Raw genomic sequence first — 26,469 nt, forward strand, 5'->3', positions numbered from 1 at the left:
CGGGCTTCCCCTTAGGCTTGGACGCTCAGCCCTCCGCGCGAGCGTCCAGGTACTCGAGGACGTCGTCAGCCGCCTTCTCGACCTCGTCGTGGTCGTTCTGCGACGCACGCTGCTTGGCGTGGATGAGCGCGGCGCGGTTGACATTCCTGAAGTCGCCGAACGGGAACGCGTAGCGGCTCTTGGTGTCCTCCGACGCCTCGGGATCGATGCCGAGGTGCCACGCGCCGAACCCGTCGTAGCCGCGCTCGTCGACCACGTCGTTCTCGTCCGACGCGCTCGGAGCCGCGTCGGACCACTCGGTGGTCGTGTCGTACCGGCCGTCGTCGATCAGCGAGCGTGCGTGCGTCACGGCTGCGTCGTTCACCTCGTACGTGGGCATGTTCTCGACGCTAACCCCGCACGGCATGCCTCGCGCGCGGGACCGGTTCGCGCGGGCGGCCTCAGGGCCGCGCCGTCGACCCGGACGTCCCGCCGCGCCGGTTCATCACCTTGCCCAGCAGCTCCTTGGCCTTGCGCTGGTTCTCCGGCTTCGACATCTCACGCTTGGCGATCTGCGCGGCCTTGACCGCGACGCCGCTCTTGATGGCCTTGCCCAGGAATCCCATGTCCGCCTCCTCGTGACGTGTGGAAGGACGGTACGTCGGCTGTCGCGCGGGCGCGCGGCGGGAGGTCACCGTCCGCTCAGTCGTCGCGGCCCAGCCGGGCGGAGTGGTGCCAGTCGTCCGGCACGTCGCCCGTGAGCGCCGTCGTCGCGAGCGCCTCGCCGAGCACCGGGGCCTGCTTGAACAGGTTGTGCCCCGCGACCGCGGTCACGCCGTCGTCGTGCCACACGCCCACGCCGTCCTCGCCCCACGGCAGCGCGGTGACCCAGCAGTGCACGTGGTCCAGCGGGTCGGGCCGCAGGCCCGGCAGCGCGAGACGCGCGTAGGCCACCGTGCGCTCCGCGAGCGCCGCGAGCTCCTCAGGATCCGCGACGGCGCCGTCGGGCCGGGCGGGCGTGTGGCCCGCGAGCCCGACGGCGTACCGCTGGGAACCCGGGTAGGGCGAGGCGTAGACGCCCGTCTCGCCGAACTCGCCGCTGCCGTCCTGGAACGTCGGGAGGCCGGCCGAGCCGCCGTCGACCCGTGCGAAGGTGAGCCGCACGTGTGCACCGAGGTCGACGGGCAGCTCGAGGCCGAGCGCGCCGGCGAGCGCCGCGGTGCGCCGTCCCGCGCACAGCACCACCTGGTCGAACGTCCGCGCGCCCGTACCCGTCCGCACCTCGATGTCGCCGTCGGCGCGGCGGCGCACCGCGAGCACGTGGTCGACCACCAGGGAGTCACCGAGCCGGGCCGTCAACGCCTCGATCGCGGCGCGAGTGCGGATCGCCCCGCCGTGCTCGTCGAGCATCGCAGGCCCGTCGTAGTCGGCCAGCAGCGGCAGCCGCTCGTGCAGCTCGGCGCTCGTGAGCTCGCGCGCGGGCGCGTCGGGGAACGGGGCGAGGGCCGCGAGCTTGTCGGGCACGCCGTCGCCGATCGCGACGGCACCGTCACGTGCGACCAGCTCGACACCCAGCTCGGTCTCCCACGCGCGCCACAGCGCCCGGCTGCGCACCACCTGCGCCACCAGGCGCGGATCGGCGTGCGCGTGCCGGAAGATGCGCCCCTGACCGGCGGACTGCCCGCCGCCGGGCGACCCGGACTCGAGCAGCACCACCTCCGCCCCGCGCCGCTGCAGGGCGAACGCGGTGGACAACCCGATGATCCCGGCTCCGACGACGGCGACGCGCTCCATCCCGTCAGCCCATCACGGCGCTGAAGCCTCCGCACCACGGGGAGCGGCGGCCTCAGCTGAGCGGCGGTGCGGCGGCACCCACGCGCAGCCGTGTCGCCGCACGGATGAGGCTCGCGAGCCGCGGTGAGCGCGCGTGCGCCGGCCACGCGAGCACTGTCGTGATGGGAGGTGCGTCGACCACCGGGACGGCGACGTGCTCGGGCCACTGCCATGCACGGCTCGAGGCCGGGATCACCAGCAGCGTGCGCCCGAGCGCCACGAGCTGGGCGAGCTGGGACTGGGTGCGCACCTCGGGTCCGGGACCCTCGGGGTAGGTCCCGTCGAGCCGCGGCCAGCGGGCGATCGGCAGGTCAGGCACGTGCTGCACCTCGGCCAGGGTGACCTCGTGACGCTCCGCGAGCGGGTGCGTCCCGGGGACGATCGCCACCTGGCCCTCGGTCAGGAGGTCCTCGGTGGCGAAGCCCGCGAGGTCGTCGACCGGCCGGTGCATGATCGCCAGGTCCGCCCGCCCTCGGCGCAGCAGCCCCGCCTGCTCTCCCACCTCGCACAGCAGCACCTCGACGCGCGGTGCCGTCGGCTCGCCCGCCCACGCGTCCAGCAGACGCTGGAGAAGCTCGTGGGACGCACCCGCCTTGGTCGCGAGGACCAGGGGGCGCTCGGGGTCGCCCGCCGCGCGGGTGCGCCGAGCCGCCGCCGCAACGGCGTCGAGCGCGATGCGGGCCTCGCGCAGCAGCACGGCGCCTGCGTCGGTCAGCTCGGCGCCCCTGTGGTCGCGCTCGAGCAGCCGCACGTCCAGACGGCGCTCGAGCGCGCTGATCGCCCGCGACAGCGGGGGCTGCGCGATGCCGAGCCGCTCGGCCGCGCGGCCGAAGTGCAGCTCCTCGGCGACCGCCACGAAGTACCTGAGCTCACGCGTCTCGAGGTCGTCCACCCCAGGAGGCTAGGCCCATACCGTGCGGGTATCACCCCTGACCGGATCGGTCTTGGACGGGCAGCGTCGACGTGCCGACCATGGATCGGGTGAACAGCACACGCACCGCGCTGGTGACCGGCGCGAACAAGGGAATCGGATTCGCCATCGTCCAGGGCCTCGCGGCCGAGGGCTTCCGGGTGCTCGTCGGGGCCCGCGACCGCACACGCCGCGAGCAGGCCGTCGACAGGCTCCGGGCCGACGGCGTCGACGCGCTCGGCATCGCGCTCGACGTCACGTCGGACCAGGGGGTTGCCGCGGCCGCGGCGGAGGTCGAGCGCGCCGTCGGCCGCCTGGACGTGCTCGTCAACAACGCCGGGATCTCCGGCCCCACGGCCGAGGACTTCACGCAGGACCCGACGTCGCTCGACCTCGACGTGGTCCGCACCGTGCTCGACACCAACGTGCTGGGCGTGATCCGCGTGACGAACGCGATGCTCCCGCTGCTGCGGCGCTCGCCGTCGCCGCGCATCGTCAACATGTCGAGCGACATGGGTTCGCTGACCCTGCGCACCGGCCCGATCATGGCGGCCTACGCGCCCAGCAAGTCGATGCTCAACGCCGTCACCGTCCAGTACGCGCGGCAGCTCGAGGGCACCCCGGTGATCATCAACGCGGCCTGCCCGGGCTACGTCGCGAGCGACTTCACCCACCACGCGGGTGTGCGGACCCCGGAGCAGGGCGCCACGATCGCCGTCCGCCTCGCGACCCTGCCCGACGACGGTCCGCGCGGCGGCTTCTTCAACGAGGAGGGCCCGATCCCCTGGTGACAGGGATGTCGGACGTCGGCGTCTACGCGGCCGAGCGACGTGCCGAGGCGCCCACGTGGACGTCGTCGGGCACGCGCGTGTCCGGGTCGAGCGTGACGTCGTGGTCGACGCGGGCGCGGGCGCCGACGTCCGTGCGGTCCCCGAGCCAGGCGCGGCGGCCGACGACGGCGTCGCGGCCCACGTGCACGCCGGCGCCGAGGTGGGCGTCCTCGCCGATCACCGCACCGGGCTCGACCCAGCAGGCCGTGCCGAGGCGTGCCCGCGCGAGCACGCGGGCACCGGGGTCCACCCACGTGTCCTCACCCAGGCGGGCGCTCTCGGCGACGTCGGCGTCGAGAGCGACCACGCCGCCGTCGTCGAGACGTCGGTACCGCACCCGGCGGCCCGACTCGTCCTCGAACTCCTCATAGCGCTTCAGTCGTCTCATGGTGTCCATGTCAACGTCCCGCAGACATGGGATGTTCCTCGACGACGAGGCGCTCAGCCTCCCATGGGAGCCCCGGTCTCCTGCTCCGTGGGACCCATGTCGAGGCGGAACGGCGGGTACTGGTCCGTCATGAGCGACGCGTACGCGCCCACCCGGTAGACCCACCGGTTGAGGCCCATGAGCAGGTCGAACAGCGGGCGGGGATACCGGCCCGCGAACAGCAGCACGATCGCGGCGACCAGTACCAGGATCCCGATGAGGCCGGTCTGGGTCTGGTAGTGGACCGTCCCGTCGGCGTCCTCCCACCGCACCTGGGGGCCGGTGAGCAGGGCGACCACGATGTAGTGCGGGATCGCGAGCAGCCACCACTTGACCAGGGCGAGCCCGCGGTTCAGGCGCTCGGGGTAGGCGACGGTCAGCGACGTGGGGTAGCTCGGCACGTCCTGGAGCGTGAACGGCGGGTACTGGTCGGTGCCGAGCGCGCTGTAGCCGTAGTAGGCCACGCGCCAGCTCCAGCGAAGCACGCCCACCTGGAAGTCGAAGATCCCGCGGGGGTACCGCCCGGTGACCACCACCGCCACGAGGTAGGCGAGCCACAGGAAGGCCAGCACGATCCCGTGCGGGATCAGCAGCAGCCACTTGACAGCCACAGCCAGCGCGACACGTCCTGCGGCGGCTGGGCGTCGATGCGCACGGCGTACGAGCGGCCGCCCGGCGGCGCCGGCGTCGAGTGGCCGGACGGAGGTGCGGCGGTCGCGGACATGGTTCCTCCCACGGGACACCGCCCGGCACGTGCCGCGTGCCCGCCCCGTGTGACTTTCTCCGGTGAGTGGCGGCGGTCTTCAGCCGCTCAGGGGCACGGTTAGTTGACTCCGATGACGAGGGTGCTGGCGGCGGCTTCGACGACGTCGTTGGTGATGGTCTGCAGCTCGTTGATCTTCAGGACGCGTTCGATCTGGGGGAAGAGTCGCTCCAGGAGGCGGAAGTTGCCGCGGGTGATGCGGCTGATCGCGGCGATGGTCTGGGCGTCGGTGAAGTCGTCGGGGTTGAGGGTCTTGCCCAGGGAGCGCCAGTGGCGTTGGAGGACGAAGAGCATCTCGTCGGTGCTCAGGGGCCCGGTACTGGTGGGCGAAGCCGACGCGGCTGTAGAACTGGGGGTAGTGGCTGAACTGCTTCTCCAGCCCGGGCATGCCGATGAGGATCAGGGCGATCTGGTCGCGGTCGTAGCGGTCCCGTAGGAGCTCGAGCGCGGTGGGGCTCAGGCGTTCGGACTCGTCGACGATGACGAGCTGGACGTAGTTGGTGGTGCGCCGGGTGCCCCACCGGTCCAAGGGGATGCGGTCGGGGGCTTCGACGTGCTGCTGGATGCAGATGCTGGTGCGCGTGATGATCCGGTCCAGGTCCTCGCGCAGCAGCCGCGGGGTGGTCAGGACCCCGGGGGTGTACAGGGCGGTGCGGTTCTTGGCCAGCGCGGCGTAGATCTTGGCGTCGTCATCGCAGCGCGGGCCCCAGTCGGTGAGCAGCTCGTGGGCTTGGTCCCAGTGGGCGTAGCGGCGTGCGGAGACGGTCTTGCCGACCCCGGCCGGCCCGAAGCACAGCCCGATGGTGCGCCCGCGCCGGACGGAGTCGGCGAACTCGGTGAAGCGGCGGTGCTCCTTGGTGACGATGAAGCGTTCGCTCACCTGAGGTCCTCCTTGTAGACCTTGAGCCGCGCCACGGTCGGCACGCGCGGCGGCACGGGCCTGGCAGGGGCGTCGGGGGTGTGGGCGGCGACGACGGCGATCCGCTCGTTGATGCCTCGGCGCAGGGCGCGGCGACGGGCGTTGCGGGCGGCCTGGACGTCCTTGAGGCTGATCTGCTTGGCGTGGTGTTCCTGATCGACGGCGGTGCACAGGAACTGGTCGTGGTCGAAGACGCGGATCTCGGTGATGTCTCTGGGGTCGTAGCGGATGACCACGGGGCGGCCGACGAAGCCGGCGAGGGTCGGTGAGACGTAGCGCATGCCTTGGAAGTGGATGCCGTCGCGGCGCACCGTCCTGGATCGGGCCACGGTCAGCAGCAGCCCGTCCAGCGCCTGGAGGCTGTCGGGAAGGCGTGGCAGCCAGCCGTCGGCGATCCACGCCGACCGCGGCGAGACGCCGAGCTCGCCGTGGGCGCGGTCGTTGTAGTCCAGGACGAACGCCCCGACGGCGGCGTCGAGGTCAGCCAAGGACAGGGCTGGCGCGGGCCAGCGCTCCGCGCCGCTGTGGAGGTGTCCGGGCAGGGTGGTGAGCAGCTCGGTGTTGACCGTGCCGAAGAAGCGCTCGACCTTGCCTCGCCCTTGGGGTCGCGCGACGGCGGAGTGGATCAGGCGGATGTGCAGGTCGACGGCGGTGCGGGCCAGGTGGTCGCTGGTGAAGTCCGACCCGTGGTCGACGTACAACAGGTCGGGGATGCCGCACATCGGCCACCGGGGGTCGGCCTTGGGCCAGATCGCCTGCCGTAGCGCCAGGGCGGTGTGCATCGTTGACGGCGCACCGAAGAAGACCGTGTAGCCGCAGATCGCGCGGGAGCAGTCGTCCATCACGACGGTCAGCCACGGCCGGGCCGGCTTGCCGTCCGTGCCGACGAGCACGATGTCCAGCAAGGTGTGGTCGGCCTGCCACATCGCGTTGGGGCGGTCGGCCGTCCGCCGCAACGCGAGCTCGTACTTGTCCCGGTAGGAGCCTGCTCCCTCGAGGGCGAGGGTGACCATGCCGGGGTCCAGGGCGGTGATGATCGACCGGACGACGCCGTAGGACGGGACCGGCCACGCGGTGCCGGCGCAGACCTTCACCACCGTCCGGTGGATCGCGGCGATCGGTGGGCGGGGCCGGGTCAGCCCGAGCCCTTCGATTAGCGCGATGAGGTCCGCCGGCAGGTGATGCCCGCCCGCGTCCGCCCGCGGCACTCGGCCCAGGGCCGACAGGCCGCCGGCGCGGTAGCGGGCATGCCAGCGTTCCAGCGTGCGCACTCCCAGGCCGTGGTGACGGGCCAGCGCGGCGAGCGGGACCTGGTCCTCGACATGCAGCCGCAGGATCCGCCACCGCCCGTCCGCGTCCACGGCCGGCCTACACGGCGCTCGTGGCTCGTCGTGACGGGGCCGCTGCGGCGGGCGCGCGGTTCAGGGCCCGGTAGATGGTGGTGCGGGAGACGCCGAGCACCTGCCCGATCTGGGCGACGGTCATGTCCTTCTGCTCATACATCCGTCGGGCCGCCCGGACCTGGTCCGCGGACAACGCCGACGGCCGCCCACCGCTGCGGCCCCGAGCACGAGCGGCCGCCAGGCCGGCGTTGGTGCGCTCTCGGATCAGGTCGCGCTCGAACTCGGCCAGTGCCGCGAAGACGTGAAACACCAACCGTCCGCCTGGGGAGGTGGTGTCGATGGTCTCCTGCAACGACCGGAACCCCACGCCGCGGTCGGCCAGGACCTGCAGCTGGTCGATCAGGTGGCGGATCGACCGGCCGAGCCGGTCCAGCCGCCACACCACCAGGGTGTCCCCCGGGCGCAGCTGGTCCAGCAGCTTGTCCAGCTCCGGCCGGTGCTGCAGCGACCCGGAGCCGGTGTCGACGAACACCCGGTAGCACCCGGCCTTGGTCAGCGCATCGACCTGCAGCGACGCGTCCTGATCGGTTGTCGACACGCGCGCGTACCCCAGGAGATGCCCCACGCGTCGACCGTAGCGAAACCCGTCCGACACGGGAAGTATCGCGCCGTAGTTTTCGGCACGCAGTTCCGCTACATCAGGCGCCTCGTCGACGACGCGCGCCGCCCGGCCCTCCGGCGCGTGTAGCGGAATCGTTCGTTTGCGGCACAGGCTGCCGGTTCAGTCAGTGCTGTATAGTTCAGCACATGCTGAGCATTGCTACTCGCCTGGACGTGATGAACCGGTTGGGCCGGGCAATGGCCGACCCAACACGGTCACGGCTCCTGATGGCGTTGTTGGAGCGGCCCGCCTATCCGGCAGAGCTGGCACGCGACCTCGGGCTGACGCGCTCGAACGTGTCGAACCATCTGGCTTGCCTGCGCGACTGCGGCATCGTGGTCGCCGAGCCCGAGGGCCGCCAGACACGTTACGAGATCGCCGACCCGCACCTGGCACGGGCGCTCAACGCACTGGTCGAGGTCACCCTCGCCGTGAATGAGAACGCTCCCTGCATCGATCCTGCCTGCCCTGTTCCCGGGTGCGCCAACGCGGAGCCTGACGCGTGATCGTTTCCTCGGTCCTGCAGGCGATCGGCCTGTTCGTTGCCACCAACATCGACGACATCATCGTGCTCTCGCTGTTCTTCGCCCGGGGCGCAGGGCAACGCGGGACGACGGCCCGGATCACCGCAGGCCAGTACCTCGGGTTCGCCGGCATCCTGGGCACCGCCGTGCTCGTGTCACTGGGCGCGGGAGCATTCCTTCCTGAAGAAGCCATCCCCTACTTCGGGCTCATCCCCCTGGCCCTAGGCCTGTGGGCCGCATGGCGGGCCTGGCGCGGGAGCGACGACGATGACGATGACGCCAAGGTTGAGGGCAAGAACGTCGGCGTCTTGACCGTCGCCGCGGTCACCTTCGCCAACGGAGGAGACAACATCGGCGTCTACGTCCCGGTCTTCCTCAACGTGGGACCTGTAGCCGTGGTCGCCTACTGTGTCGTCTTCCTCCTGCTCGTCGCGATCCTCGTCATGCTGGCCAAGTTCATCGCCACGCGCCGACCGATCGCCGAAGTCCTCGAACGCTGGGAACACGTGCTGTTCCCGATCGTTCTGATCGGCCTGGGCATCGTCATCCTCGTCAGCGGCGGAGCCTTCGGCCTCTGACGCCCTGCCCCGGCCCATGACGCATCTCGGTTGAGAGACTGCACGCACGGAGCGAAGAGCTCCGAGGAGAGGCATGGTGGATAGCCGCGCCGGTGTTGCCATCGCGTGGCCGCGCTGGCAGATCTCGCGGTAGACCCGCGATCACCCCCTGGTTGTCGGCGCCAGCTGACCCGACCGCCACAGAACACCGACAAGGCCCCGCCACCTGAACGCCAAGACCACACGGTCTCCGCACGAACTGCGGGCTCCCCGCCTGTTCCACTTCCAAGGAAGTGGGACACGGGCCGCGCGGAACCGGTCAGCCGCTGCCGTTCACGCGCAGCAGCTCGTTGGCATGTCGCTGCGGAAGAGGCCGGCGCAGATGCGCAACGCCTCGCTCATGGTCAGGTAGGGCGCCCAGGTGTCGGCGAGGTCGTCGACGGTGAGCCCGAACTTGATCGCGTAGGTCGCGGCGAGCATCACGTCGCCGGCGCCGTCGAGGGCGGCGTGGACCCCGAGGATCTTGCGGGTGTGGGCGTCGACGACGACCTTGAGCGTGCCGCGGGTGTCGCGGTTGGCGAGCGATCGGGGGATGTCCTGGGCATCCAAGACCCGGGAGTCGCACTCGTGCCCGGCGGCCAGTGCCTGCTGCTCGGTCAGGCCCGCGGAGGCGAGCTGGGGGGTCGTGAACGTCACCGACGGCAGGCCGCGGTAGTCGACGGTGGTGGGCCGGCCAAGGGCTCCGGCAGCTGCAGCGTGACCGGTCTGTGCAGCGACGTAGACGTACTGCGGGGCGCCGGAGACGTCACCGGCGGCGAAGATCCGCGGGTTGCTCGTGCGCTGGTGCGCATCCACCGTGATGAACCGTCGGTCGTCGGTGTGCACCCCGGCGTCGTCCAGCCCGAGGTCGTCGGTGTTCGCGTGCCTCCCGGTGGCCACCAGCAGACGCTGACCGGTCAGCTGCGCGCCGCGCTCGGTCCGGACCAGCACGGCGCCGTCGGCGGTGCGCTCGAGCGCCACCGCGCGTTCCTCCACGACGGTGATGCCGTCGTCGGCGAACACGGTCCGCAGCACGTCCGCGACCTCTGGCTCGGCGTGAGGCGCGAGCCGGCCGACGAGCGTGACCGCGACACCGAGCTGGGACCAGAGCTGGGCCTGCTCGAGCCCGACGTACCCACCGCCGAGCACCACCATCGAGGAGGGGATGTCCTGCAGCTCCATCGCGGTGGTGCTCGTCAGCGGGTCGATCGTGTCCATGCCTGGCAGGGCCGGGATGTGAGCGGCCGAGCCTGTCGCGACGATGTATGCCGCGCCGGCGACTCGCTCACCGTCGACCTCGAGCGTCTGCTCGTCGACGAATCGCGCGTGGCCGTACATGACCGGGAAGCCGTGCGCCTCGGCCACGTCGGTGTACTTCGCCTGACGGAGCCGGTCGATCAGCTCCTGCTTCTGCGCCATCAGAGCCGCCAGGTCGACGCCCCCCGCGCCGGTCGGGAGGCCGGGGAACGGGTTGACGAGCGCCCGGTGACGGCGCCCCGCGGCCGCGAGCAGGTTCTTGCTCGGGATGCACCCCACGTTCAAGCACGTTCCACCCAGCACCCCGTGCTCGACCAGCAAGACCGACTTCCCGCGCGACCGGGCCTCAATCCCCGCGGCCATCGCCGCCCCTCCGCTACCGATGACGACCAGGTCCCACGTCTCTTCCATGCCCATCGACGGACCGTAAACGTTCCACCGCACGGCAAGGTCAAGACGTAGCCTTGAGACCATGAGGATCGGGGAGCTGGCCGAGCAGGCGGGTATGACGACGAAGACCTTGAGGTTCTACGAGCAGGCGCAGGTGCTGCCGCAGCCGGCCCGGACCGCGTCGGGCTACCGCGACTACGACGAGACATCGCTCGCGCGGCTCCGCTTCGTCCGAGCCGCCCAGGGTGCCGGCTTGAGCCTCGCCGAGATCCGCACCATCATCACGGTCCGCGAAGACCAAGGGCCGCCCTGCGGACACGTCACCGCGCTGCTCGACCGACACGCCGCTGCCCTGGACGAGCGCATCGCAGAGCTCGAGGCGACGCGCGAGGAGGTCCGCCGGCTCCGGGACCGCGCAGCCACCCTGAACCCCGCGGCCTGCTCCGAGGACGGCGTCTGCCACGTCATCCCCACCCACTGACAGGCGGCCGCGGGCTTAGAGTCGGTGCTGGCGCGGAGGGCGCCACCGGGCCCGCGGACAGGACTGAGTCCACCTCCACAGCACCACGACGAACCACTCCCGTCGACGATCTCCTCTGCCTGGCAGCGCGGGCCGCCAGCTCCTAAGGAGACGTCATGCCCCTTCTGCCAGCGCGCGCCGACCTCGAGCAGCTCCGGCGCCAGGCCAAGGACCTTCTACGGACGGCCGAACGCGGTGACCCAGCTGCCGTCGCCCGGATCCGCTCCGTATCCGAGCAGCTCGCCCTGAGCTCAGCGCAACTCTCCGTGGCCCGCGAGTACGGGTTCCCCCACTGGGCCAAGCTCAAGCTCGAGGTCCAGCGACGCGCCATCCTGGACAGCGGCGACGCCGCCCGGCTGGTCGACCTGCTCGCCGCGCAGGGGACGTCTCGCCAGGTGTCGCGCGTGGTGTCGAAGCGCATCATCGCCACGTAGCCCAGGGGGCTGGCTCCGTGCAGGTGGTCACACCACCCGGACATCCTCTGGACGGCCAGCTCGGGGTTGGACGCGACCGCGTCGCCCACCGCCGGTGGCGTCCCAGGAGGGACCGCCCTCCGACACGCTGTCGTCTTCGGCATGACCGACGTCGTGGACGTCCTACTCGCCGCCGGAGCGCAGGACCTGGTTCAGGCTGCGGCTGCTGGTGACGTCACCGGCGCCCTGAGCTCCGAGACCTGTGAAGAGGATCGCGTCGCGGCCCTGCGGACTGCCGCGGCACACGGCCGGCTGAACGTGATCGATCAGCTCATCGCAGCGTCCACGCCCGTAGATGGGGTCGACCGGGACGGATCCACCGCCCTGCACGAGGCCGCCTTCTCCGGCCGAGCCGACAGCGTTACCCGCCTGCTCCATCACGGCGCAGACCCCACGCGCCGCGACACGAGATTTGGCAGCACGCCCCTGGAGTGGTGCCAGCACCAGCGCGCCGAGATCGGGCCCGGGAAGGGACACGACGAGGTCGAGGATGTCCTGCGACCCATCACTCCCGGCGCCACCTGACTGTCCCGCCACGCTGCGGCGGCAGAACCCCGCCATTTAGCGCCGAAAGTCACAGCCCCGGGCGAACCACACTCCACGCTTCTCCGGGGCGGCCCTTTCGTCAACGGACCTACGGCCCACGCGATGAGTTCCGCCGATGGGCGGGGTCATCATGGGTGTCCCGGTTCCCGCTCACACCCTCGGAAGCACCGTGAAGCTGCTCCTCACCTCGGGCGGTGTCACCAACCCCACCATCCGACGCGCGCTGGTCGACCTCCTCGGCAAGCCGGTCGAGGAGTGCCACGCGCTCGTGATCCCGACGGCGCAGTGGGGGCACCCGATGTGCGGTCCGCCCTCTGTGCGGGGCCTCGTCGCGGCCGACGACGGCTGGGAGCACCTCACCGGCCTGGGCTGGGCGTCACTCGGCGTGCTCGAGCTCACCGCGCTGCCCTCGATCGGCGCGGAACGGTGGGTGCCGTGGGTGCGCGACGCCGACGTGCTGCTGGTCGACGGAGGCGACGCCACCTACCTGGCCCACTGGGTGCGCGAGTCCGGGCTCGCCGACCTGCTGCCGTCCGTGCCGGCAACGGTGTGGGTGGGGGTGAGCGCCGGGAGCATGGTGATGGCGCCGAGGATCGGCGACCTCTTCGTCGAGTGGCCCGGCGCGCCCGACGATCGCGCCCTGGGCGCCGTCGACTTCGCGATCTTCCCGCACCTCGACGCCTTCCCGACGAACACCCTCGCGGACGCCGAGCGCTGGGCCGCGGGCCTCGACGTCCCGAGCTACGCGATCGACGAACAGACCGCGATCACCGTGGTCGACGGCGCGATCGAGGTGGTCTCCGAGGGCCGCTGGTTCCACTTCGAGCCGTAGCCCCAGCCTCCCGTGCACGACGACTCACGTACCCACCCAGCCCCACCATGACGGCCGCGGCCGCGAGGTAGACGACCTCGGTCGCCGTGGGCGCCTCGGGCTGGTCGAGCAGCGCGACCTCGGCACCGATCCACCCCGCGAGCACGCAGCCTGCCCCGAGGGATGCCGCCCCGGCACGGGCGTCGCCGCGGGCCGCGAGCACCGTGGCCACCGAGGCGCTCCCGCCCACCACGGCGGCGAGGGCGATCCCGGGCCACAGGTAGCTGTCGAAGGGTGTCCGGCTGAGCAGCTCGAGCCCCAGGTGCTCGTCCTCGAGCCCGGCTGCGAGCGCGGCGCCGCCGCCGATCGCGGTCAGCGCGACCGAACCGCCGACGGCGACCAGCAGTGCACGCGCGGCTCCCGTCGGCCCGGGGTGCCCGGCAGGCTCGCGCCCGCGCGATCTCCGGCTCATCTCATAAGGATGCCGTCGATCGGCCGCCGCCACGGGAGAATCGGCCCATGACGGCGACCGTGCAGGCCAAGGGCGTGAGCGTCGCCTTCGGTGACCGCGTGCTGTTCTCGGGCGTGGACCTGGTGGTGGCACCGGGCGACGTCGTCGGGCTCGTGGGGCCCAACGGGTCCGGGAAGTCCACGCTGCTCAGCGTGCTCGCGACCACGCTCGCTCCCGAGGTCGGCAGCATCAGCGTGTCCCCGCCCGACGCCGTGCTGGGCCACCTCACGCAGGAGATCGAGCGGCGCCCCGGCGAGTCGGTCGCCGAGCACCTCGAGCGGCGCACCGGGGTCGCGGTGGCCCAGGCCGCCATGGATGCGGCTGCCGACGCCCTGGCCCGCGACGACGACGGCGCCGCGGAGCACTACTCCGAGGCGCTCGAGCGCTGGCTGCGCTTGGGCGGCGCGGACTTCGAGGCGCGACGCGACGCCGTCGCGGCGGACCTCGGGCTCACCGTGGACCTCGACCTCCCGATGACGGCGCTCTCCGGTGGCGAGGCCGCGCGCGTGGGGCTCGCGGTGCTGCTGCTGTCCCGCCTCGACCTCTACCTGCTCGACGAGCCCACCAACGACCTCGACGCGCACGGCCTCGAGCTGCTCGAGGAGTTCGTGCACCACGCCCAGGCGCCGATCGTCGTCGTGAGCCACGACCGCGAGTTCCTCAGTCGCACCGTCACGTCCGTCGTCGAGATCGACCGGAGCCTGCAGCGCGTGCTCGTGTACGGCGGGACGTACGACGCGTACCTCGAGGAGCGGTCCGTGACGCGCCGTCGGGCACGCGAGGCCTTCGAGGAGTACGCGGCCCGGCGGGACGCGCTCCAGGCCCGCGCCCGCATGCAGCGCGCGTGGATGGAGAAGGGTGTGCGCAACGCGCGCCGCAAGGCCACGGACAACGACAAGTTCATCAAGCACTTCCGCGGACAGACCTCGGAGAAGCAGGCCGCCAAGGCACGGCAGAGCGAACGGGCGCTCGAGCGGCTCGAGGTGGTCGAGGAACCGCGCAAGGAGTGGCAGCTCCAGATGAGCATCGCGACGGCCCCCCGCTCGGGCTCGGTCGTGGCGGTCACGCGCGCCGCCGTCGTGCGACGCGGCGAGTTCACTCTCGGTCCGGTGGACCTGCAGCTCGACTGGCAGGACAGGGTCGCGGTCACCGGACCCAACGGGGCGGGCAAGTCGACGCTGCTCGGCCTGCTGCTGGGACGGATCGCGCCCGACGACGGCGCGGCTTCGCTCGGCTCGGGCGTGCTGGTGGGCGAGGTGGACCAGGCCCGGGCGGCGTTCGAGCGCGACGAGCCCGTGGCCGACGCTTTCGCCGCGCACGTGCCGGACTGGCCGACGGCGGACGTACGCACCCTGCTCGCGAAGTTCGGGCTGGGCGCGCAGCAGGTGGGCAGGGCGGCGTCGTCGTTGTCGCCCGGCGAGCGCACGCGTGCCGCGCTCGCGCTGCTCCAGGCGCGCGGGGTGAACCTGCTGGTGCTCGACGAGCCGACCAACCACCTGGACCTGCCGGCGATCGAGCAGCTCGAGGCCGCGCTCGACTCGTTCGACGGGACGATCCTGCTGGTCACCCACGACCGCCGGATGCTCGAGACCGTGCGCCTCACCCGCCGCTGGCACGTCGAGGCGGGCCAGGTGACGGAGGTCGAGCCCGGCTGAGTCTGCTGCTACTTGCCTGATTCGTATCCTGCTGATCGTCCGATTCAGGTTCTGCTAACTGTAGGATTCCGCCATGGCCTACGTACGCAGGATCATCGACGACGAGCTCGACGAGCTCTTCCCGGAGATCCCGGCAATCGCCGTCGACGGGCCCAAGGCCGTCGGGAAGACCACGACCGCAGAGCAGCGCGTGCTCGGTCTCCTCAAGCTCGACTCGCGAGCGAACCGCACAGTGATCGAGGCCGATCCGGAACTCGTACGCAACCGACCCCGTCCTCTGCTGATCGACGAGTGGCAGAAGGTCCCGGAGGTATGGGATGTGGTCCGTCGCATTGCTGACGAGGACCGCACCGGTGGGCAGTTCCTGCTCGTCGGCTCGGCGACTCCGGCGCCCGGGGCCGTCGCGCACTCCGGCGCGGGTCGCGTCGGGCGGCTCCGGATGCGACCGATGACGCTCTGGGAGAGAGGTGTGGCGGCGCCCGCCGTCAGCCTCGCGAGCCTGCTTGCCGGCGAACGCCCCGCGATCGAGGGAGCGTGCGAGCTGAAGCTCGACGGCTACGCGCACGAGATCCTTGCTTCGGGCTTCCCGGGTCTGCGGGGCCTCACGCAGCGCGCCCTCCGGTTCCAGCTGGACTCCTACCTGCAGAACGCCGTGGACCGTGACGTCCCCGAGCAAGGCCTGGCTGTACGCAAGCCGGAGTCGATGCTTGCCTGGCTGAGGGCCTACGCAGCAGCGACGGCAACGACCGCGAGCTACTCGAGCCTGCTCGACGCCGCGACTCCCGGGCACGCCGAGAAGCCCGCACGTAGTACGAGCATCGCCTACCGCGACGTCCTCACTCAGCTATGGCTGCTCGACCCGGTCCCGGCGTGGGCGCCGGCGGGCAGTCCGTTGACCCGCCTGGGTCAGGCTCCCAAGCATCACCTCGCAGACCCAGCGCTCGCCGCCCGGCTCCTCGGCGCCAGCATCGGCAGTCTCCTCGACGGAGAGGGGACACCCGTCGGCCCGCAAGCAGGCACTCTGCTCGGCCACCTGTTCGAGTCCCTGGTGACGCTCTGCGTGCGCGTCCCGGCGCAGGCAGCCGGGGCGGCTGTCGGCCACCTGCGCACCCGCAACGGAGACCACGAGGTCGACCTCGTCCTCGTCCGCGACGACGGCAGGGTGCTGGCCATCGAGGTCAAGCTCGCAACGACGATCGAGGACCGCGACGTCACCCACCTGCGCTGGCTGGCAGACCAACTCGGCACGACGCTTCTGGACGCCGTCGTCGTCAGCGCCGGGCCGCTCGCCTACCGGCGTCCAGACGGGATCGCCGTCGTCCCTCTCGGGCTACTCGCGCCCTGACGACCGCCCAGGGTGAGCGGTGGCCGTCCCGCGCCAGCCCAGGCGTCCCTCGTGATCCGTGCTCCGCGCATCCCGCCGACGGCCGCGCTCAGCTCGTGACGGTCCCCGGTGTGGAGCGTTTCGGGGGTCGACACGCCGGTGCAGGCCACCGGAACGCTCCACACGGGTCCGGAACGCTCCACACCGGGCCGGAACGCGCCACGCGGGGGTGAGGCGGAACCCGTCGCCGGCGTCAGGCGGCGTCGGCCTCGAGGGCGTCGGTGAGCAGGCTGACCAGCGCCTCGAGCTGCACGTCCGTGGACGCGGCGTCGGTCTCCCCCGCGCCGTCGAGCGCCCGGGCCGCGAGGCCGGACTTGCTGTCGATGAGCTCGGCGATCTTCGCGTCCATGGTCTGCGCGGCGATGATGCGCCACGCGGTCACCGGCTGGTCCTGACCGATGCGGTGGATCCGGTCGATCGCCTGGGTCTGCTCGGCATCCGTCCACGACAGCTCGGCGAGCACCAGGTTGGACGCGACCTGGAGGTTCAGCCCCACGCCCGCGGCCGTGAGCGAGCAGACCACGATCTGCACGTCCGGGTCCTCGGTGAACGCGGTGATCGCCTTCTCGCGCGCCTTGGGCGTCTGGTCGCCGCGGATCGAGGCGTAGCGGATGCCGCGGTCGGCGAACGTCTGCTCGGCCTGGTCCATCACGTCCACGTGCTTGGCGAAGAACACGACCTTGCCCACGTTGCGCGCGAGCTGCGCGGCGTAGTCGGCTGCGAGGCCGGCCTTGGCCTGGCCGATCCGACGCACCATCGTGAAGACGTTCTCCCCGGTCGCCTTCGAGCTCGAGTCCTTGAGCTCGCCCGCGGCGATGCGTCGCGCGAGCTCGAGGTCGATCCCGTCGGGAACGCCGTCGGCCGCGCGGGCCGCGATCGCGGCGCGGTACCGCTCGACCAGGCGCCGCGCGAGCTTCTCCTCCGAGGCCCGGATGGACCGGCCGATCGCACCGTCGAGCTCGACCGGCAGGTCGGCCACCCGGCGGGCCGGGATGTCCTCGACCACGTCGATCTTGCGGCGCCGCACGATCCCCATCTCGACCACGGCCGAGCGCGCGGCCGCGTAGAAGCCGCGGTCGGCCGGGGTCAGGCCGGTCTCCTCGAGCGCGGTCATGAGACGCCCGAGCGGCTTCTCGTCGTCGATCCACCCGAGGAACTGCCAGATCGCGCGGAAGTCCTCGATGTCGTTGATCAGCGGGGTCCCGGTGAGGGCCATGAGCAGCGGACGGCCGGCGCGCTCACGGATGCTGTCCGCGATCGCGAGCACGTGCTGCGAGCGCTGCGAACCCTTGTTCTTGATGAAGTGCGCCTCGTCCACCACCATCCCGCGGAACCCGAGGTGGCCGAGCCAGCCGACGTGTCGGTCCAGCAGCTCGTAGTTGACGATCACCACGTCGGCGAACGCGTCGACCTTCTCGCCGTCGCCGTGCACCACGGTCGCGCGGCGGTGCGGTGCCCACATCGACACCTCGTGCGCCCAGTTCGTCTTGACGACGTTCGGCACCACGACGAGCAGCGGGTACGCCTGCGAGGCCTCGGCGGCCAGCAGCGCCTGGGCGGTCTTGCCCAGGCCCGGCTCGTCGGCGAGCAGGAACGTGCGGTGCCCGCGCGCGGCGGCCGCGACCACCTGGGCCTGGTGCGGCATGAGCTCACGCCCGGCCGGCACGGGCGCCGCACCGCCGTCGGGCAGCTCCATGCAGGCCGAGGCGCCCGCGTCCGCCTGCTCGAACGAGCGGAACAGCGGCTCGAGCAGCTCCCACCCGGCGAGGCGACGCGGCTGGGCGGCCAGGCGCTCGGCGGCGGCCTCGAAGTCCGGCGCGAGGAACGGGTTGGCACGCTGGCGCTGGAGCACCGAGACCGGGACCACCTGCTTGTCGGCCCCGGGTGCGGGCGTCGACGGCTGCGGCTCGGGCTCGAGCTCGTCCGGCACCTCGAGGCCCCCGGCGCGCATCACCGTCGCCTTGAAGGCACGGGCGGCGTCGGAGACCTTGGCGTCCTCGGCGAGCAGGGCGAGCAGCGACGTGTCGCGCGCGGCGATCTTCGCGAGCAGGGTCGCGACGCCGTCGAGGCGCTTGAGCTCCTGGTCGCGCTTGGCGGTGGTCAGCGAGGTGTCGGCCATGACGCGGGCACGCTCCTCGCGCACGAGCAGCGCCACCACCTGGAACTTCGTGCGCACCGAGGGGCGCACGGGCGGGCGGCGGACGGCGTTCTCGACCTCGCCGGTGACCTTGGCGAGGACCGGGATGATGCCCTCGACGTCCGGGCGCGGGGCACGACGGCGTTGCTGGGGCGCCTCGGATCGGGGTCGCCCGGACCGGCGCTGGCCGCCTCGTGCCACATCTCCTCCTTCATGCGTGCTCCGGCACGCGGGTCGCTCACGCGTGCGTGAGCACGCAGCCCGTTCACGCGTGCTCTCGCACGCGGCCCTCTGCACGTGCTCTCGCACGCGACGACCGACGGCACTCGTCGTCGGCACCGCCCGGCCTGACGTCTGGTCGTCGGCCCGTGCGTCACCGCACGGGCCGGGACGCTGGACGACCCGTCCGGTGAGCGCACCGCCACACCTGCGCGGGCACACGCTCCGGCGTCAGTGGCACACCCTGCGCCACCAGGACCACTGCGGGGCACGGCCGAGGCCGTGCTGGATCACCGCAGTACCTGGAGCGTACCGCCGTCGTCGGCAGGTTTCGCGCGTCGGCGCGGCGCATTCACCCGCCCCGGGAGCCCCATGGCCGGCGGTCGGCGCCCGGCCGGACCTCAGTCCGCTGCGGCCAGGAGCTCGTCGGCCGCGCGGGACTCCTCCTGCATGGCGTCGAGCGCGTGCTCGCCCGCGTACGTGCGGTGCAGCGCGAAGATCGCGAGCCCGGAGCCGAGCATGATGACGCCGAACACCTGGTAGAGCACGGGGCGGCTCAGCCCGGCCCCGAGCAGGAACGCGGCCAGGAACGGCGCGAGCACGGCGAAGACCCGCCCGAACCCCATCATCAGGCCGACCGCCGAGGCGCGGACCACGGTGGGGTAGATCGGCGGGCTGATCGCGTAGTACGCGACCACCCCGCCGTTCGCCGCGAGCCCGACGAGCACCGCGATGACCAGCACCAGGCTCGTGCTGTCGAAGAAGCTCGCGAACAGCCAGTAGGCGACGAGGCCGTAGGCCATCACGCCGGCCGTCACCAGCCGCGGGTGCCAGCGGCGGGCGAGCCCGGCGAACAGCAGGGCGCCGATGATCCCGCCCACGGAGACCAGGGACTGCGCGACGATGCCGAGCCCGGCGTCTCCAGTCACCTCGGCCACGAGCTTGGCGGTGTAGAGGTTCGCGAAGTAGAAGGCCAGGATGAGCAGCGCGTACCCCGTCCACAGCCAGACGGTCCGACGCAGCATCACGCCCTGCCACATGCTCGCGCGCAGCGAGGCGCGCCGCTCCCCCGAGGCCGGTGCGGGCAGCGCGTCCTGCGCCTGCAGGCCGAGCCGCGCGGCGATCCGGTTGTAGGCCGCGAGCGCACCCGCCGGTCGCCGTTCGACGAGGTAGCCCACCGACTCGGGCAGCGCAGCCACGCACCAGACGAGCATCGCGGCCGTGGCCGCCGCCGAGAAGAGGTAGGGCCCGCGCCAGCCGAAGCTGCTGATCAGCCAGAGGGAGAGGAACCCCCCGACCGCCGACCCGAGCGGGAACCCGACGCCGTAGACGCCCATGACCGAGCCCCGGCGCGCGTCGGACGCATACTCGGCCACGAGCACGTTGATGCTGGGCACGATGCTGCCGAGGAACAGCCCGGCGAAGAACCGGAACACCAGGAACGCGCCCACGCCGGGCGCCAGGCCGCTCAGGGTCATCCCGACGACGATCAGCGCGAGCGACGCGAGGATGTGCTTGCGTCGGCCGATGCGGTCGGCCAGGGGGCTCAGGGCCGCAGCACCCACGCCCATGCCCAGGGTCCCGATCGAGGCGACCCAGGCCTGCTGGAGCTCGGTCAGGTCCCACTCGGCCGTCAGGACGGGCAGCGTGAACGCCGCCACGAGGATCTCGTAGCCGTCGACGACCGTGAGCAGGATGCAGATGGCCACGACGTTCCACTGGAACCGCGTCATCGGCAGCCGCCTGATCGCGTCACGTACCTCCATGTGCTGCCTCCACGGCTCGGGGGCCCGACGACGCCTCCGCCTCGCGGGCGAGGGCCCGCTCGGCCAGGGCACGCAGGGCAGGTCGGTCGACCTTGCCGCTCGCGGTCCGCGGCAGCTCGTCGATCACCACCAGGTGCTTGGGGAGCTTGTGCCGGGCGAGCGTGCGGCCGGCGAGCTCACGGATACCGGGGAGGTCGGGCACACCGGACGCGTCGGCGGCCGCCTCGATCACGGCCACCACGACTTCTGCCCAGGTGGGGTCGGGCACACCGAGCACGACGACCTCACGCACGGCGCCTGCGACCAGCGGAGCGAGAGCCTCTTCCACCTCGCCGGGGATCACCTTCTCCCCACCGGTGTTGATCACCTCGACGAGGCGTCCGACCAGCCGCAGCGCACCCTCCGTGTCCCAGGTCGCGAGGTCACCGGTGCGCAACCAGCCGCCCTGCAGCACCGCGGCCGAGGCGTCGTCGTCGCCCCGGTAGCCGCGGAACACCTGCGGGCCACGAGCGCACAGCTCACCCGTCGCACCGGCCTCACTCACGGTCTCCCCGGACTCCACGTCGACCAGCCGGAGGTCGACGTAGGGCAGGGGCCAGCCGATGGAGGACGGCTTGTCGGCCACGCGGTGCCGGGGCAGCAGGGTCCCGGCCGGCGACAGCTCGGTCATGCCCCAGGAGGGGAGGAGCTCGAGGCCCGCCGCCCGGTACGTCGTGAGCAGGCTCTCCGGGACCGTCGCGCCACCTACGATCGCCGCCCGCACGCCGGACAGGTCGGCGGTCGCGAACCCCGGCTCACGCGCGACGGCCCGGTACATCGCCGGGACGCCGAACATGAGCGTGACGCCGGTGGTCATGTCGGTGAGCGTCCGCGCCGGGTCGAACGCGCGCCGCACCCGCACGGTGCCGCCGCGGGCGAGCGCGGCCATGACGAAGCAGTTCAGCCCGCCCACGTGGCACAGGGGCGCCGCGGCGAGCGCGACGTCGTCGACGTGCAGACCCAGCACCGCCTCGAGGTTGCGGGCGGACCACCAGAGGTTCGCGTGCGTGAGCATGGCCGCCTTGGGCCTGCCCGTGGTGCCCGACGAGAACAGGAGGACGGCGGTCTCGTCGGGGTCGGCGACGCGGCGCGGCGGGGCGTCCCCGGGGCCCAGCGGCTCGCCCCACGTGAGCCAGCGGCGCACCGGCGTGCCGTGCCCGGCGACGCGCACGGCGAGCTCCGGCTCGTCCGGGTGCACCACCACCGTGTGCACGTCGCAGTGCCGCAGCGCCGCCGCGACCTCGGAGTCGGTCGAGCGGAAGCTGAGCGGCACGAACACGGCGCCCAGACGCTGCGCCGCCAGCAGCGTGACCAGCAGGCCGGTGTCGTTGCGGCCCGCCCAGGCCACCGTCGCTCCCGGCCCGAGGCCGCCGTCGGCCAGCGTCACGGCGAGCGCCCCGGCCGAGGCGTCGAGCTCGGCCGCCGTGAGCTCGGACCCCGCGTCGTCGACGACCAACACGGCCTCCGGCCGGTGCACGGCCAGCGTCGCCACGGCTGCGGCGAGGCTCAGATCGGGGGACATCTGCTCCTCCGCGCCCGTCGGCCGCGCGGGTGGCGCGACCGACGGGCGCACGGTCGTCGTGCGGGGATCAGACCGTCGCGAGCTGCTCGGCGGGCCGAGCCTTCTCCTGGGCCTTGATCATCTGTGCGAGCACCAGGGCGAGCACCAGGCCCACGGCCGCGACCGCGATCGCGATGACGAACGGGGTGCCCGTGTACTCGCTGGACGCCGGGTCGGCCGGGTTGATGCCGCCCAGACGGGAACCGATCTGCGGCCCGAAGTAGGCGGCGATGGAGTAGCCCGTGAAGAGGATCCCGTAGTTGACCCCCTGGAAGCGTGGGCCGAAGGTCTTCATCGTGAGTGCGGGGAACACGCCCATCACGCCGCCGAAGCACAGGCCGAGGCCGACGATCCCGATCGTGAAGCCGATCTGGGACTGCACGGTCAGCAGCACCAGCAGCGAGAGTGCGACGACCGTGTACATGACCATCGTGGCCTTGACGTAGCCGATCCTGTCGGACACCGCGCCCCAGACGAACCGGCCGCTCGCGTTGCACACCGAGTAGATCGAGACGAGGACGGCGGCCGTCGCGGCCGTGATGCCGAACGAGGCGGTCTGCGCGATCGGGGACAGCTGCGACACGATGAGCAGACCGGAGAAGGCGCCTGCGGTGAGCATCAGGAAGATCACGTAGAACTGGGGGGTGGCGAGCATCTCGCGCCAGGTCTTGTTCACGGGTGCGGCACCTGCGACGGGCACCGGCGGCGTCCAGCCGGCGGGCGCGTAGCCGACCGGGGCGGGGCGGATGAACAGCGACGCGACGACGACGACGACCGCGTAGACGATGCCCATGCGGATGAAGGTCTGGCCCACGCCCACGGACGCGATCAGGCCGCGCGCGATCGGCGCGGCGATCACGGTGCCCGCACCCATGCCTGCGGTGATGACGCCTGCGGCGAAGCCGCGACGGTCCGGGAACAGCTTGATGGTGTTGTTGAGGCACCCGGAGTACGTGAAGCCCACGCCCAGGCCCGCGATGAGGCCGTAGTACAGGTAGAGCTGCGTCAGGGTGGTCGCGGTGCCGGTCAGCGCGAAGCCGACGACGAAGAGGATCGCGCCGATCATGATCGACCAGCGGGCGCCGCCGCGGTCGATGATGTACCCACCGAGGATCATCGGGATGGGAGCGATGGCGCCGTTGATGATGAAGGCGTTCATCACCTGGCTCATCGTCCAGCTCTCGTGCCCCTGGACCAGCGGGAGCGCGAACACGGAGAAGGAGTAGATGACACCTGCGCAGAGCAGGATGGCGACGGAGGCCCCGAGGACCACCCACCGGTTGACTGTCGACGTTGACGCCGTCGTGGACACTGTCGTGCCTTTCCTCTGGGGACGACGGCCGGGGTCGGCCGTCGGGTGTGGGGGAACCGCTACGGACGTGAGGCTGCTCAGACGAGGGCGGGCTCGGCTGCCGCGGCGAGACGCAGGCCGCCCCAGGTCTCCTGGAACAGCCCGGCGGGCATGGTGGTGAGGTCGGGCGAGACCGCCGGCGCGAAGTCCATGAGGTCGAGCACGTCGCGCTGGAGGTCGACGCCGGGGGCGATCTCGATGAGGGTCATCACGCCGTCGAGGAGCTCGAACACGGCCCGCTCGGTGACGTAGAGGACGCGCTGGTCACGCTCGCGCGAGTAGGGCCCGGAGAAGGTGATCTGCTCGACGTCGGCGAGGAACTTGCGCGCCCTGCCCTCGGTGACGATCCGCACGGCCCCGTCGGCGACCTCGACCTCGAGGCCACCCGCGGTGAAGGTCCCGGCGAACACGAGGGTCTTGGCGGACTGGCAGATGTTGATGAAGCCGCCGCAGCCGGCCACGCGCGGGCCGAACTTCGAGACGTTCACGTTGCCGTGCTGGTCGGTCTGCGCCAGGCCGAGCACGGCGCAGTCGAGGCCGCCGCCGTCGTAGAAGTCGAACTGGGCGTGCATGTCGACCAGGGCCTCGGGGTTGTAGGCGTGACCGAAGTCCTTCAGACCAGCGGGGACGCCGCCGATCGCCCCGGCCTCGGTGGTGAGCATGACCTGGTCGCTCACACCCTCCTCCGCGACGACGGTGCCGACGTCGGCCGGGATCCCGACGCCCAGGTTGAGCACCGCACCCGGCTGGAGCTCCATCGCGCAGCGACGCGCGATCACCTTGCGCTCGCTCAGCGGGATGCCGGAGACGCCTGACAGCGGCACGCGCTGCTGACCCGAGAACGAGGGGTTGTAGTACGTGTTCTCGGTCTGGAAGTGGTTCTCGGGCTGGGACACGACGAGGTGGTCCACGAGGATCCCGGGCACCTTGACCAGGTTCGGGTCGAGGGTGCCGCCCGCGACCACGGACTCGACCTGCGCGATGACGATGCCGCCCGAGTTGCGCACCGCCTGGGCGATCGGCAGCACCTCCATCTTGAGGCCCTCGTGGTCCAGCGTGAGGTTGCCCCGCTCGTCCGCGACGGTGCCACGGATCAGCGCGACCTGGATGGGGAACGAGGGGTAGAACAGCCACTCCTCACCACCGAGCTCGAGCAGCTGGACGTAGTCCTCCGTGGTCGACGCCGACATCCGGGCGCCCTCGACACGTGGGTCGACGAAGGTGCCGAGGCCCACCTTGGTGACGAGGCCCGGACGCTTCGCGGCGATCTCCCGGTAGAGCTGGCAGATCACGCCCTGCGGCAGGTTGTACGCCTCGCACTTGTCCTCGGAGATCAGCGTCGCCAGCGCGGGCGAGGCGATCGCGATGCCGCCGATCCACCGCTTGATGAGGCCCTCGTGACCCCAGTGGCTCATGCCCTTGTCGCGTCGGTTCCCGACAGCCGTCGCGTGGACCACGGTGAGGTCCCGAGGGGCGGCCTCGGCGAGGAACCGCGCCTCGACGGCCGCGATGGTCTCCTCGTTCACGCACGCGAGACCGAACCCGCTGAGCGCGACGGTGTCGCCGTCCTTGATCAGGGTGGCCGCCTCGGCTGCGGTGATGACCTTGGACACGTTCGCGCTCCTTCGTCGACGACGCCGGGCTGCTCACCCGGACGTCCGCCACGATTGCGGACGTTCGTCGTCGGCAAAAAGGACCATCGTCCTGACGGCGAGCACGAGGGCCCCGGATCCGCGCCGGCAGGCCCGGCCCGAGGACCATCGTCCCGACCCCCGCGGCCCCGGAGCCGAATTCGGACCTGCCGCGTCCGAAAAGGGGACCATCGTCCTTGGAGGTCCCGTCAGGGGCAGGCCCACGATGGGGCCCAGCGGCGCCGCCGGATCGGCGCCCGACCCTGACACGCGGAAGGCGCACCATGGACTTCGGACTGACCGACGAGCAGCAGCTCCTCCTCGAGAGCCTCGACGAGGTGCTCGAGCGAGAGTGCCCCGAGTCGTACATCGCCGAGCTGGACCTCAACCACCAGCCCCCCACCTCGTTCCGCAAGGCGATGCACGAGGCCGGCTTCATGTCCCTCGGCTTCCCCGAGGAGTACGGCGGCACGCCCGTCGACGCGATGACCCTCGTGCTGCTCGCCGCTCGCACCGCGCGCCAGGGCCTCAACAACGGCTACGGGCTCGAGCTGCTCCAGGCCATGGACATCATCGAGTTCGGCTCCGAGGAGCAGAAGGCCGAGGTCCTCGGGCTGCTCGCCGCCGGTGACGTGCCGTTCGCGCTCGGCTTCACCGAGCCCGGCGCGGGCTCGGACAACGCCGCGATGGCCACCACCGCCGTGCACCACGACGGGGTCGTCACCTTCAACGGCACCAAGACCCTCATCACGAACGCGCTCCAGTCGCGGTACCTGCTGCTCATGGCGAAGGACCCGTCGGTCGCCGACCCGCGCCAGGCCATCTCGATGTACCTCGTGCCGATGGACGCCCCCGGGATCACGGTCAACCGCCTCGAGAAGATCATGTGGAACATCTCCGACTCGTGCGAGATCTTCCTCGACGACGTGACGCTCCCCGAGTCGTGCCTGGTCGGCGTGAAGGGCAACGGCTTCAAGCAGCTGATGCGCAACTTCGAGATGGAGCGCCTGGTCATCGCGTCCCAGTGCCTCGGCCTGGCCGAGTGCGCGTTCGAGGACGCCGCGTCCTACGCGGCCCAGCGGGTGCAGTTCGGCAAGCCCATCGGTCAGTTCCAGCTCATCCAGCAGAAGCTCACCGACATGGCGATCAAGATCGAGAACATGCGCAACTTCGTCTACAAGACGGCGTGGATGCTCGACCAGGGCGTGCCCCTCAAGAGCCAGGGCGCGCTGTGCAAGCGCTACTGCGCGATGGCGGCGTTCGAGGTCGTCGACGAGGCGATGCAGATCTTCGGGGGCGTCGGGGTGACCGTCGGCACGCGCGTCTCGCGCCTCTGGCGGGACGTCCGTGGCCACCGCTTCGGCGGCGGCACCGACGAGATCATGGTGCACATCGCGGGGCGCCAGATCGTCAAGGACCACAGCTGAGCCACC

At 71.7% G+C, this 26,469-nt stretch carries 25 protein-coding genes and 1 pseudogene; 10 read left to right on the forward strand and 16 right to left on the reverse strand.

Going from position 1 to position 26,469, the window contains the following annotated elements; all coding sequences use genetic code 11:
• Nucleotides 1-25: 25 nt before the first annotated feature.
• The 4 genes from GXB85_RS05575 to GXB85_RS05585 all read right to left on the reverse strand — a co-directional run bounded on the left by GXB85_RS05575 (nucleotide 26) and on the right by GXB85_RS05585 (nucleotide 2,704).
• Nucleotides 26-379, reverse strand: coding sequence for a hypothetical protein (locus GXB85_RS05575; protein ID WP_161916665.1), 354 nt, complete (start codon nucleotides 377-379; stop codon nucleotides 26-28).
• Between the two features lie 61 nt (nucleotides 380-440).
• Nucleotides 441-605 carry a hypothetical protein gene (locus GXB85_RS17800; protein WP_202627621.1) on the reverse strand — a complete coding sequence of 55 codons (165 nt, stop codon included), beginning with the start codon at nucleotides 603-605 and terminating at the stop codon, nucleotides 441-443.
• Nucleotides 606-681: 76 nt separating this feature from the next.
• On the reverse strand, nucleotides 682-1,773 hold the full coding sequence (locus tag GXB85_RS05580) for an FAD-binding oxidoreductase (protein WP_161916666.1): 1,092 nt from the start codon (nucleotides 1,771-1,773) through the stop codon (nucleotides 682-684).
• Nucleotides 1,774-1,825: 52 nt separating this feature from the next.
• The gene (locus GXB85_RS05585; protein WP_161916667.1) at nucleotides 1,826-2,704 is read right to left on the reverse strand and encodes a LysR family transcriptional regulator; all 879 of its coding nucleotides are present in this window, start codon (nucleotides 2,702-2,704) and stop codon (nucleotides 1,826-1,828) included.
• Between the two features lie 89 nt (nucleotides 2,705-2,793).
• Here GXB85_RS05585 and GXB85_RS05590 point away from each other — a divergent pair, with 89 nt between their 5' ends.
• On the forward strand, nucleotides 2,794-3,513 hold the full coding sequence (locus tag GXB85_RS05590; RefSeq protein WP_370524020.1) for an SDR family oxidoreductase: 720 nt from the start codon (nucleotides 2,794-2,796) through the stop codon (nucleotides 3,511-3,513).
• 22 nt (nucleotides 3,514-3,535) lie between these two features.
• Here GXB85_RS05590 and GXB85_RS05595 read toward each other — a convergent pair whose 3' ends face one another.
• The 5 genes and pseudogenes from GXB85_RS05595 to GXB85_RS05615 all read right to left on the reverse strand — a co-directional run bounded on the left by GXB85_RS05595 (nucleotide 3,536) and on the right by GXB85_RS05615 (nucleotide 7,629).
• A complete protein-coding gene (locus tag GXB85_RS05595; protein WP_237728008.1) occupies nucleotides 3,536-3,940 on the reverse strand; it encodes a transferase in 405 nt (134 codons plus the stop codon).
• A gap of 53 nt (nucleotides 3,941-3,993) precedes the next feature.
• Nucleotides 3,994-4,590, reverse strand: coding sequence for a DUF4389 domain-containing protein (locus GXB85_RS05600; protein WP_370524021.1), 597 nt, complete (start codon nucleotides 4,588-4,590; stop codon nucleotides 3,994-3,996).
• 212 nt (nucleotides 4,591-4,802) lie between these two features.
• Nucleotides 4,803-5,622: pseudogene (locus GXB85_RS05605) on the reverse strand (AAA family ATPase).
• The gene (locus GXB85_RS05610; protein WP_161916670.1) at nucleotides 5,619-7,022 is read right to left on the reverse strand and encodes a Mu transposase C-terminal domain-containing protein; all 1,404 of its coding nucleotides are present in this window, start codon (nucleotides 7,020-7,022) and stop codon (nucleotides 5,619-5,621) included. Before GXB85_RS05610 ends, GXB85_RS05605 begins: the two are co-directional and overlap by 4 nt.
• A gap of 7 nt (nucleotides 7,023-7,029) precedes the next feature.
• Nucleotides 7,030-7,629 carry a recombinase family protein gene (locus tag GXB85_RS05615; RefSeq protein WP_147794727.1) on the reverse strand — a complete coding sequence of 200 codons (600 nt, stop codon included), beginning with the start codon at nucleotides 7,627-7,629 and terminating at the stop codon, nucleotides 7,030-7,032.
• 182 nt (nucleotides 7,630-7,811) lie between these two features.
• Here GXB85_RS05615 and GXB85_RS05620 point away from each other — a divergent pair, with 182 nt between their 5' ends.
• Nucleotides 7,812-8,171, forward strand: a complete 360-nt coding sequence (locus tag GXB85_RS05620; protein ID WP_090034559.1) for a helix-turn-helix transcriptional regulator — start codon at nucleotides 7,812-7,814, stop codon at nucleotides 8,169-8,171.
• On the forward strand, nucleotides 8,168-8,767 hold the full coding sequence (locus tag GXB85_RS05625; protein ID WP_013115601.1) for a cadmium resistance transporter: 600 nt from the start codon (nucleotides 8,168-8,170) through the stop codon (nucleotides 8,765-8,767). Before GXB85_RS05620 ends, GXB85_RS05625 begins: the two co-directional genes overlap by 4 nt.
• Before the next feature lie 312 nt (nucleotides 8,768-9,079).
• Here the strand turns inward: GXB85_RS05625 and merA are convergent, their stop codons facing one another.
• Nucleotides 9,080-10,459, reverse strand: a complete 1,380-nt coding sequence (gene merA, locus GXB85_RS05630; RefSeq protein WP_094180443.1) for a mercury(II) reductase — start codon at nucleotides 10,457-10,459, stop codon at nucleotides 9,080-9,082.
• 55 nt (nucleotides 10,460-10,514) lie between these two features.
• Between merA and GXB85_RS05635 the strand changes: the two genes are divergently transcribed.
• From GXB85_RS05635 to GXB85_RS05650, 4 genes are all read left to right on the forward strand, one after another.
• A complete protein-coding gene (locus GXB85_RS05635) occupies nucleotides 10,515-10,913 on the forward strand; it encodes a heavy metal-responsive transcriptional regulator (protein WP_166771975.1) in 399 nt (132 codons plus the stop codon).
• A gap of 155 nt (nucleotides 10,914-11,068) precedes the next feature.
• A complete protein-coding gene (locus GXB85_RS05640; RefSeq protein WP_161916671.1) occupies nucleotides 11,069-11,386 on the forward strand; it encodes a hypothetical protein in 318 nt (105 codons plus the stop codon).
• Between the two features lie 141 nt (nucleotides 11,387-11,527).
• Nucleotides 11,528-11,950 carry an ankyrin repeat domain-containing protein gene (locus tag GXB85_RS05645; protein WP_161916672.1) on the forward strand — a complete coding sequence of 141 codons (423 nt, stop codon included), beginning with the start codon at nucleotides 11,528-11,530 and terminating at the stop codon, nucleotides 11,948-11,950.
• A 190-nt stretch (nucleotides 11,951-12,140) separates the two neighbouring features.
• Nucleotides 12,141-12,803, forward strand: coding sequence for a Type 1 glutamine amidotransferase-like domain-containing protein (locus GXB85_RS05650; RefSeq protein ID WP_161916673.1), 663 nt, complete (start codon nucleotides 12,141-12,143; stop codon nucleotides 12,801-12,803).
• Here GXB85_RS05650 and GXB85_RS05655 read toward each other — a convergent pair.
• Complete coding sequence (locus GXB85_RS05655) at nucleotides 12,739-13,254, reverse strand: hypothetical protein (RefSeq protein WP_161916674.1); 516 nt, start codon at nucleotides 13,252-13,254, stop codon at nucleotides 12,739-12,741. The two genes, GXB85_RS05650 and GXB85_RS05655, sit on opposite strands and share 65 nt — an antisense overlap.
• A 47-nt stretch (nucleotides 13,255-13,301) precedes the next feature.
• Between GXB85_RS05655 and GXB85_RS05660 the strand changes: the two genes are divergently transcribed.
• Together GXB85_RS05660 and GXB85_RS05665 are read left to right on the forward strand one after the other, a co-directional pair.
• On the forward strand, nucleotides 13,302-14,948 hold the full coding sequence (locus tag GXB85_RS05660; RefSeq protein WP_161916675.1) for an ABC-F family ATP-binding cassette domain-containing protein: 1,647 nt from the start codon (nucleotides 13,302-13,304) through the stop codon (nucleotides 14,946-14,948).
• Between the two features lie 73 nt (nucleotides 14,949-15,021).
• Nucleotides 15,022-16,293 (forward strand): ATP-binding protein, encoded by a 1,272-nt coding sequence (locus tag GXB85_RS05665; RefSeq protein WP_161916676.1) that lies wholly within the window; start codon nucleotides 15,022-15,024, stop codon nucleotides 16,291-16,293.
• Between the two features lie 232 nt (nucleotides 16,294-16,525).
• Here GXB85_RS05665 and GXB85_RS05670 read toward each other — a convergent pair whose 3' ends face one another.
• The 5 genes from GXB85_RS05670 to GXB85_RS05690 all read right to left on the reverse strand — a co-directional run bounded on the left by GXB85_RS05670 (nucleotide 16,526) and on the right by GXB85_RS05690 (nucleotide 25,018).
• Nucleotides 16,526-18,670, reverse strand: a complete 2,145-nt coding sequence (locus GXB85_RS05670; protein ID WP_161916677.1) for a DEAD/DEAH box helicase — start codon at nucleotides 18,668-18,670, stop codon at nucleotides 16,526-16,528.
• Nucleotides 18,671-19,089: 419 nt separating this feature from the next.
• The gene (locus GXB85_RS05675) at nucleotides 19,090-20,454 is read right to left on the reverse strand and encodes an MFS transporter (RefSeq protein WP_161916678.1); all 1,365 of its coding nucleotides are present in this window, start codon (nucleotides 20,452-20,454) and stop codon (nucleotides 19,090-19,092) included.
• Nucleotides 20,441-22,015 (reverse strand): class I adenylate-forming enzyme family protein, encoded by a 1,575-nt coding sequence (locus GXB85_RS05680; protein ID WP_161916679.1) that lies wholly within the window; start codon nucleotides 22,013-22,015, stop codon nucleotides 20,441-20,443. Before GXB85_RS05680 ends, GXB85_RS05675 begins: the two co-directional genes overlap by 14 nt.
• Nucleotides 22,016-22,082: 67 nt before the next feature.
• Nucleotides 22,083-23,327 (reverse strand): OFA family MFS transporter, encoded by a 1,245-nt coding sequence (locus GXB85_RS05685; protein ID WP_370524022.1) that lies wholly within the window; start codon nucleotides 23,325-23,327, stop codon nucleotides 22,083-22,085.
• Nucleotides 23,328-23,443: 116 nt separating this feature from the next.
• Nucleotides 23,444-25,018 (reverse strand): acyl CoA:acetate/3-ketoacid CoA transferase, encoded by a 1,575-nt coding sequence (locus GXB85_RS05690; RefSeq protein ID WP_161916681.1) that lies wholly within the window; start codon nucleotides 25,016-25,018, stop codon nucleotides 23,444-23,446.
• Between the two features lie 302 nt (nucleotides 25,019-25,320).
• On the opposite strand from GXB85_RS05690, the gene GXB85_RS05695 reads away from it, so the two are divergent.
• Nucleotides 25,321-26,463: an acyl-CoA dehydrogenase family protein gene (locus tag GXB85_RS05695; protein WP_161916682.1), complete on the forward strand. Its 1,143-nt coding sequence runs from the start codon at nucleotides 25,321-25,323 to the stop codon at nucleotides 26,461-26,463.
• The last annotated feature ends 6 nt before the right edge of the window (nucleotides 26,464-26,469 follow it).

The organism is Cellulomonas sp. APG4 (genome assembly GCF_009996735.1).
Classification (GTDB): Bacteria; Actinomycetota; Actinomycetes; order Actinomycetales; family Cellulomonadaceae; genus Actinotalea.

Coding starts and splice junctions, on each gene's coding strand:
- GXB85_RS05635 (WP_166771975.1), top strand. CDS start 10,515: ATGAGGATCGGGGAGCTGGCCGAGCAGGCGGGTATGACGACGAAGACC.
- GXB85_RS05580 (WP_161916666.1), bottom strand. CDS start 1,773: ATGGAGCGCGTCGCCGTCGTCGGAGCCGGGATCATCGGGTTGTCCACC.
- GXB85_RS05640 (WP_161916671.1), top strand. CDS start 11,069: ATGCCCCTTCTGCCAGCGCGCGCCGACCTCGAGCAGCTCCGGCGCCAG.
- GXB85_RS05620 (WP_090034559.1), top strand. CDS start 7,812: ATGCTGAGCATTGCTACTCGCCTGGACGTGATGAACCGGTTGGGCCGG.
- GXB85_RS05680 (WP_161916679.1), bottom strand. CDS start 22,015: ATGTCCCCCGATCTGAGCCTCGCCGCAGCCGTGGCGACGCTGGCCGTG.
- GXB85_RS05645 (WP_161916672.1), top strand. CDS start 11,528: ATGACCGACGTCGTGGACGTCCTACTCGCCGCCGGAGCGCAGGACCTG.
- GXB85_RS05575 (WP_161916665.1), bottom strand. CDS start 379: ATGCCCACGTACGAGGTGAACGACGCAGCCGTGACGCACGCACGCTCG.
- GXB85_RS05595 (WP_237728008.1), bottom strand. CDS start 3,940: ATGAGACGACTGAAGCGCTATGAGGAGTTCGAGGACGAGTCGGGCCGC.
- GXB85_RS05660 (WP_161916675.1), top strand. CDS start 13,302: ATGACGGCGACCGTGCAGGCCAAGGGCGTGAGCGTCGCCTTCGGTGAC.
- merA (WP_094180443.1), bottom strand. CDS start 10,459: ATGGGCATGGAAGAGACGTGGGACCTGGTCGTCATCGGTAGCGGAGGG.
- GXB85_RS05665 (WP_161916676.1), top strand. CDS start 15,022: ATGGCCTACGTACGCAGGATCATCGACGACGAGCTCGACGAGCTCTTC.
- GXB85_RS05695 (WP_161916682.1), top strand. CDS start 25,321: ATGGACTTCGGACTGACCGACGAGCAGCAGCTCCTCCTCGAGAGCCTC.
- GXB85_RS17800 (WP_202627621.1), bottom strand. CDS start 605: ATGGGATTCCTGGGCAAGGCCATCAAGAGCGGCGTCGCGGTCAAGGCC.
- GXB85_RS05655 (WP_161916674.1), bottom strand. CDS start 13,254: ATGAGCCGGAGATCGCGCGGGCGCGAGCCTGCCGGGCACCCCGGGCCG.
- GXB85_RS05675 (WP_161916678.1), bottom strand. CDS start 20,454: ATGGAGGTACGTGACGCGATCAGGCGGCTGCCGATGACGCGGTTCCAG.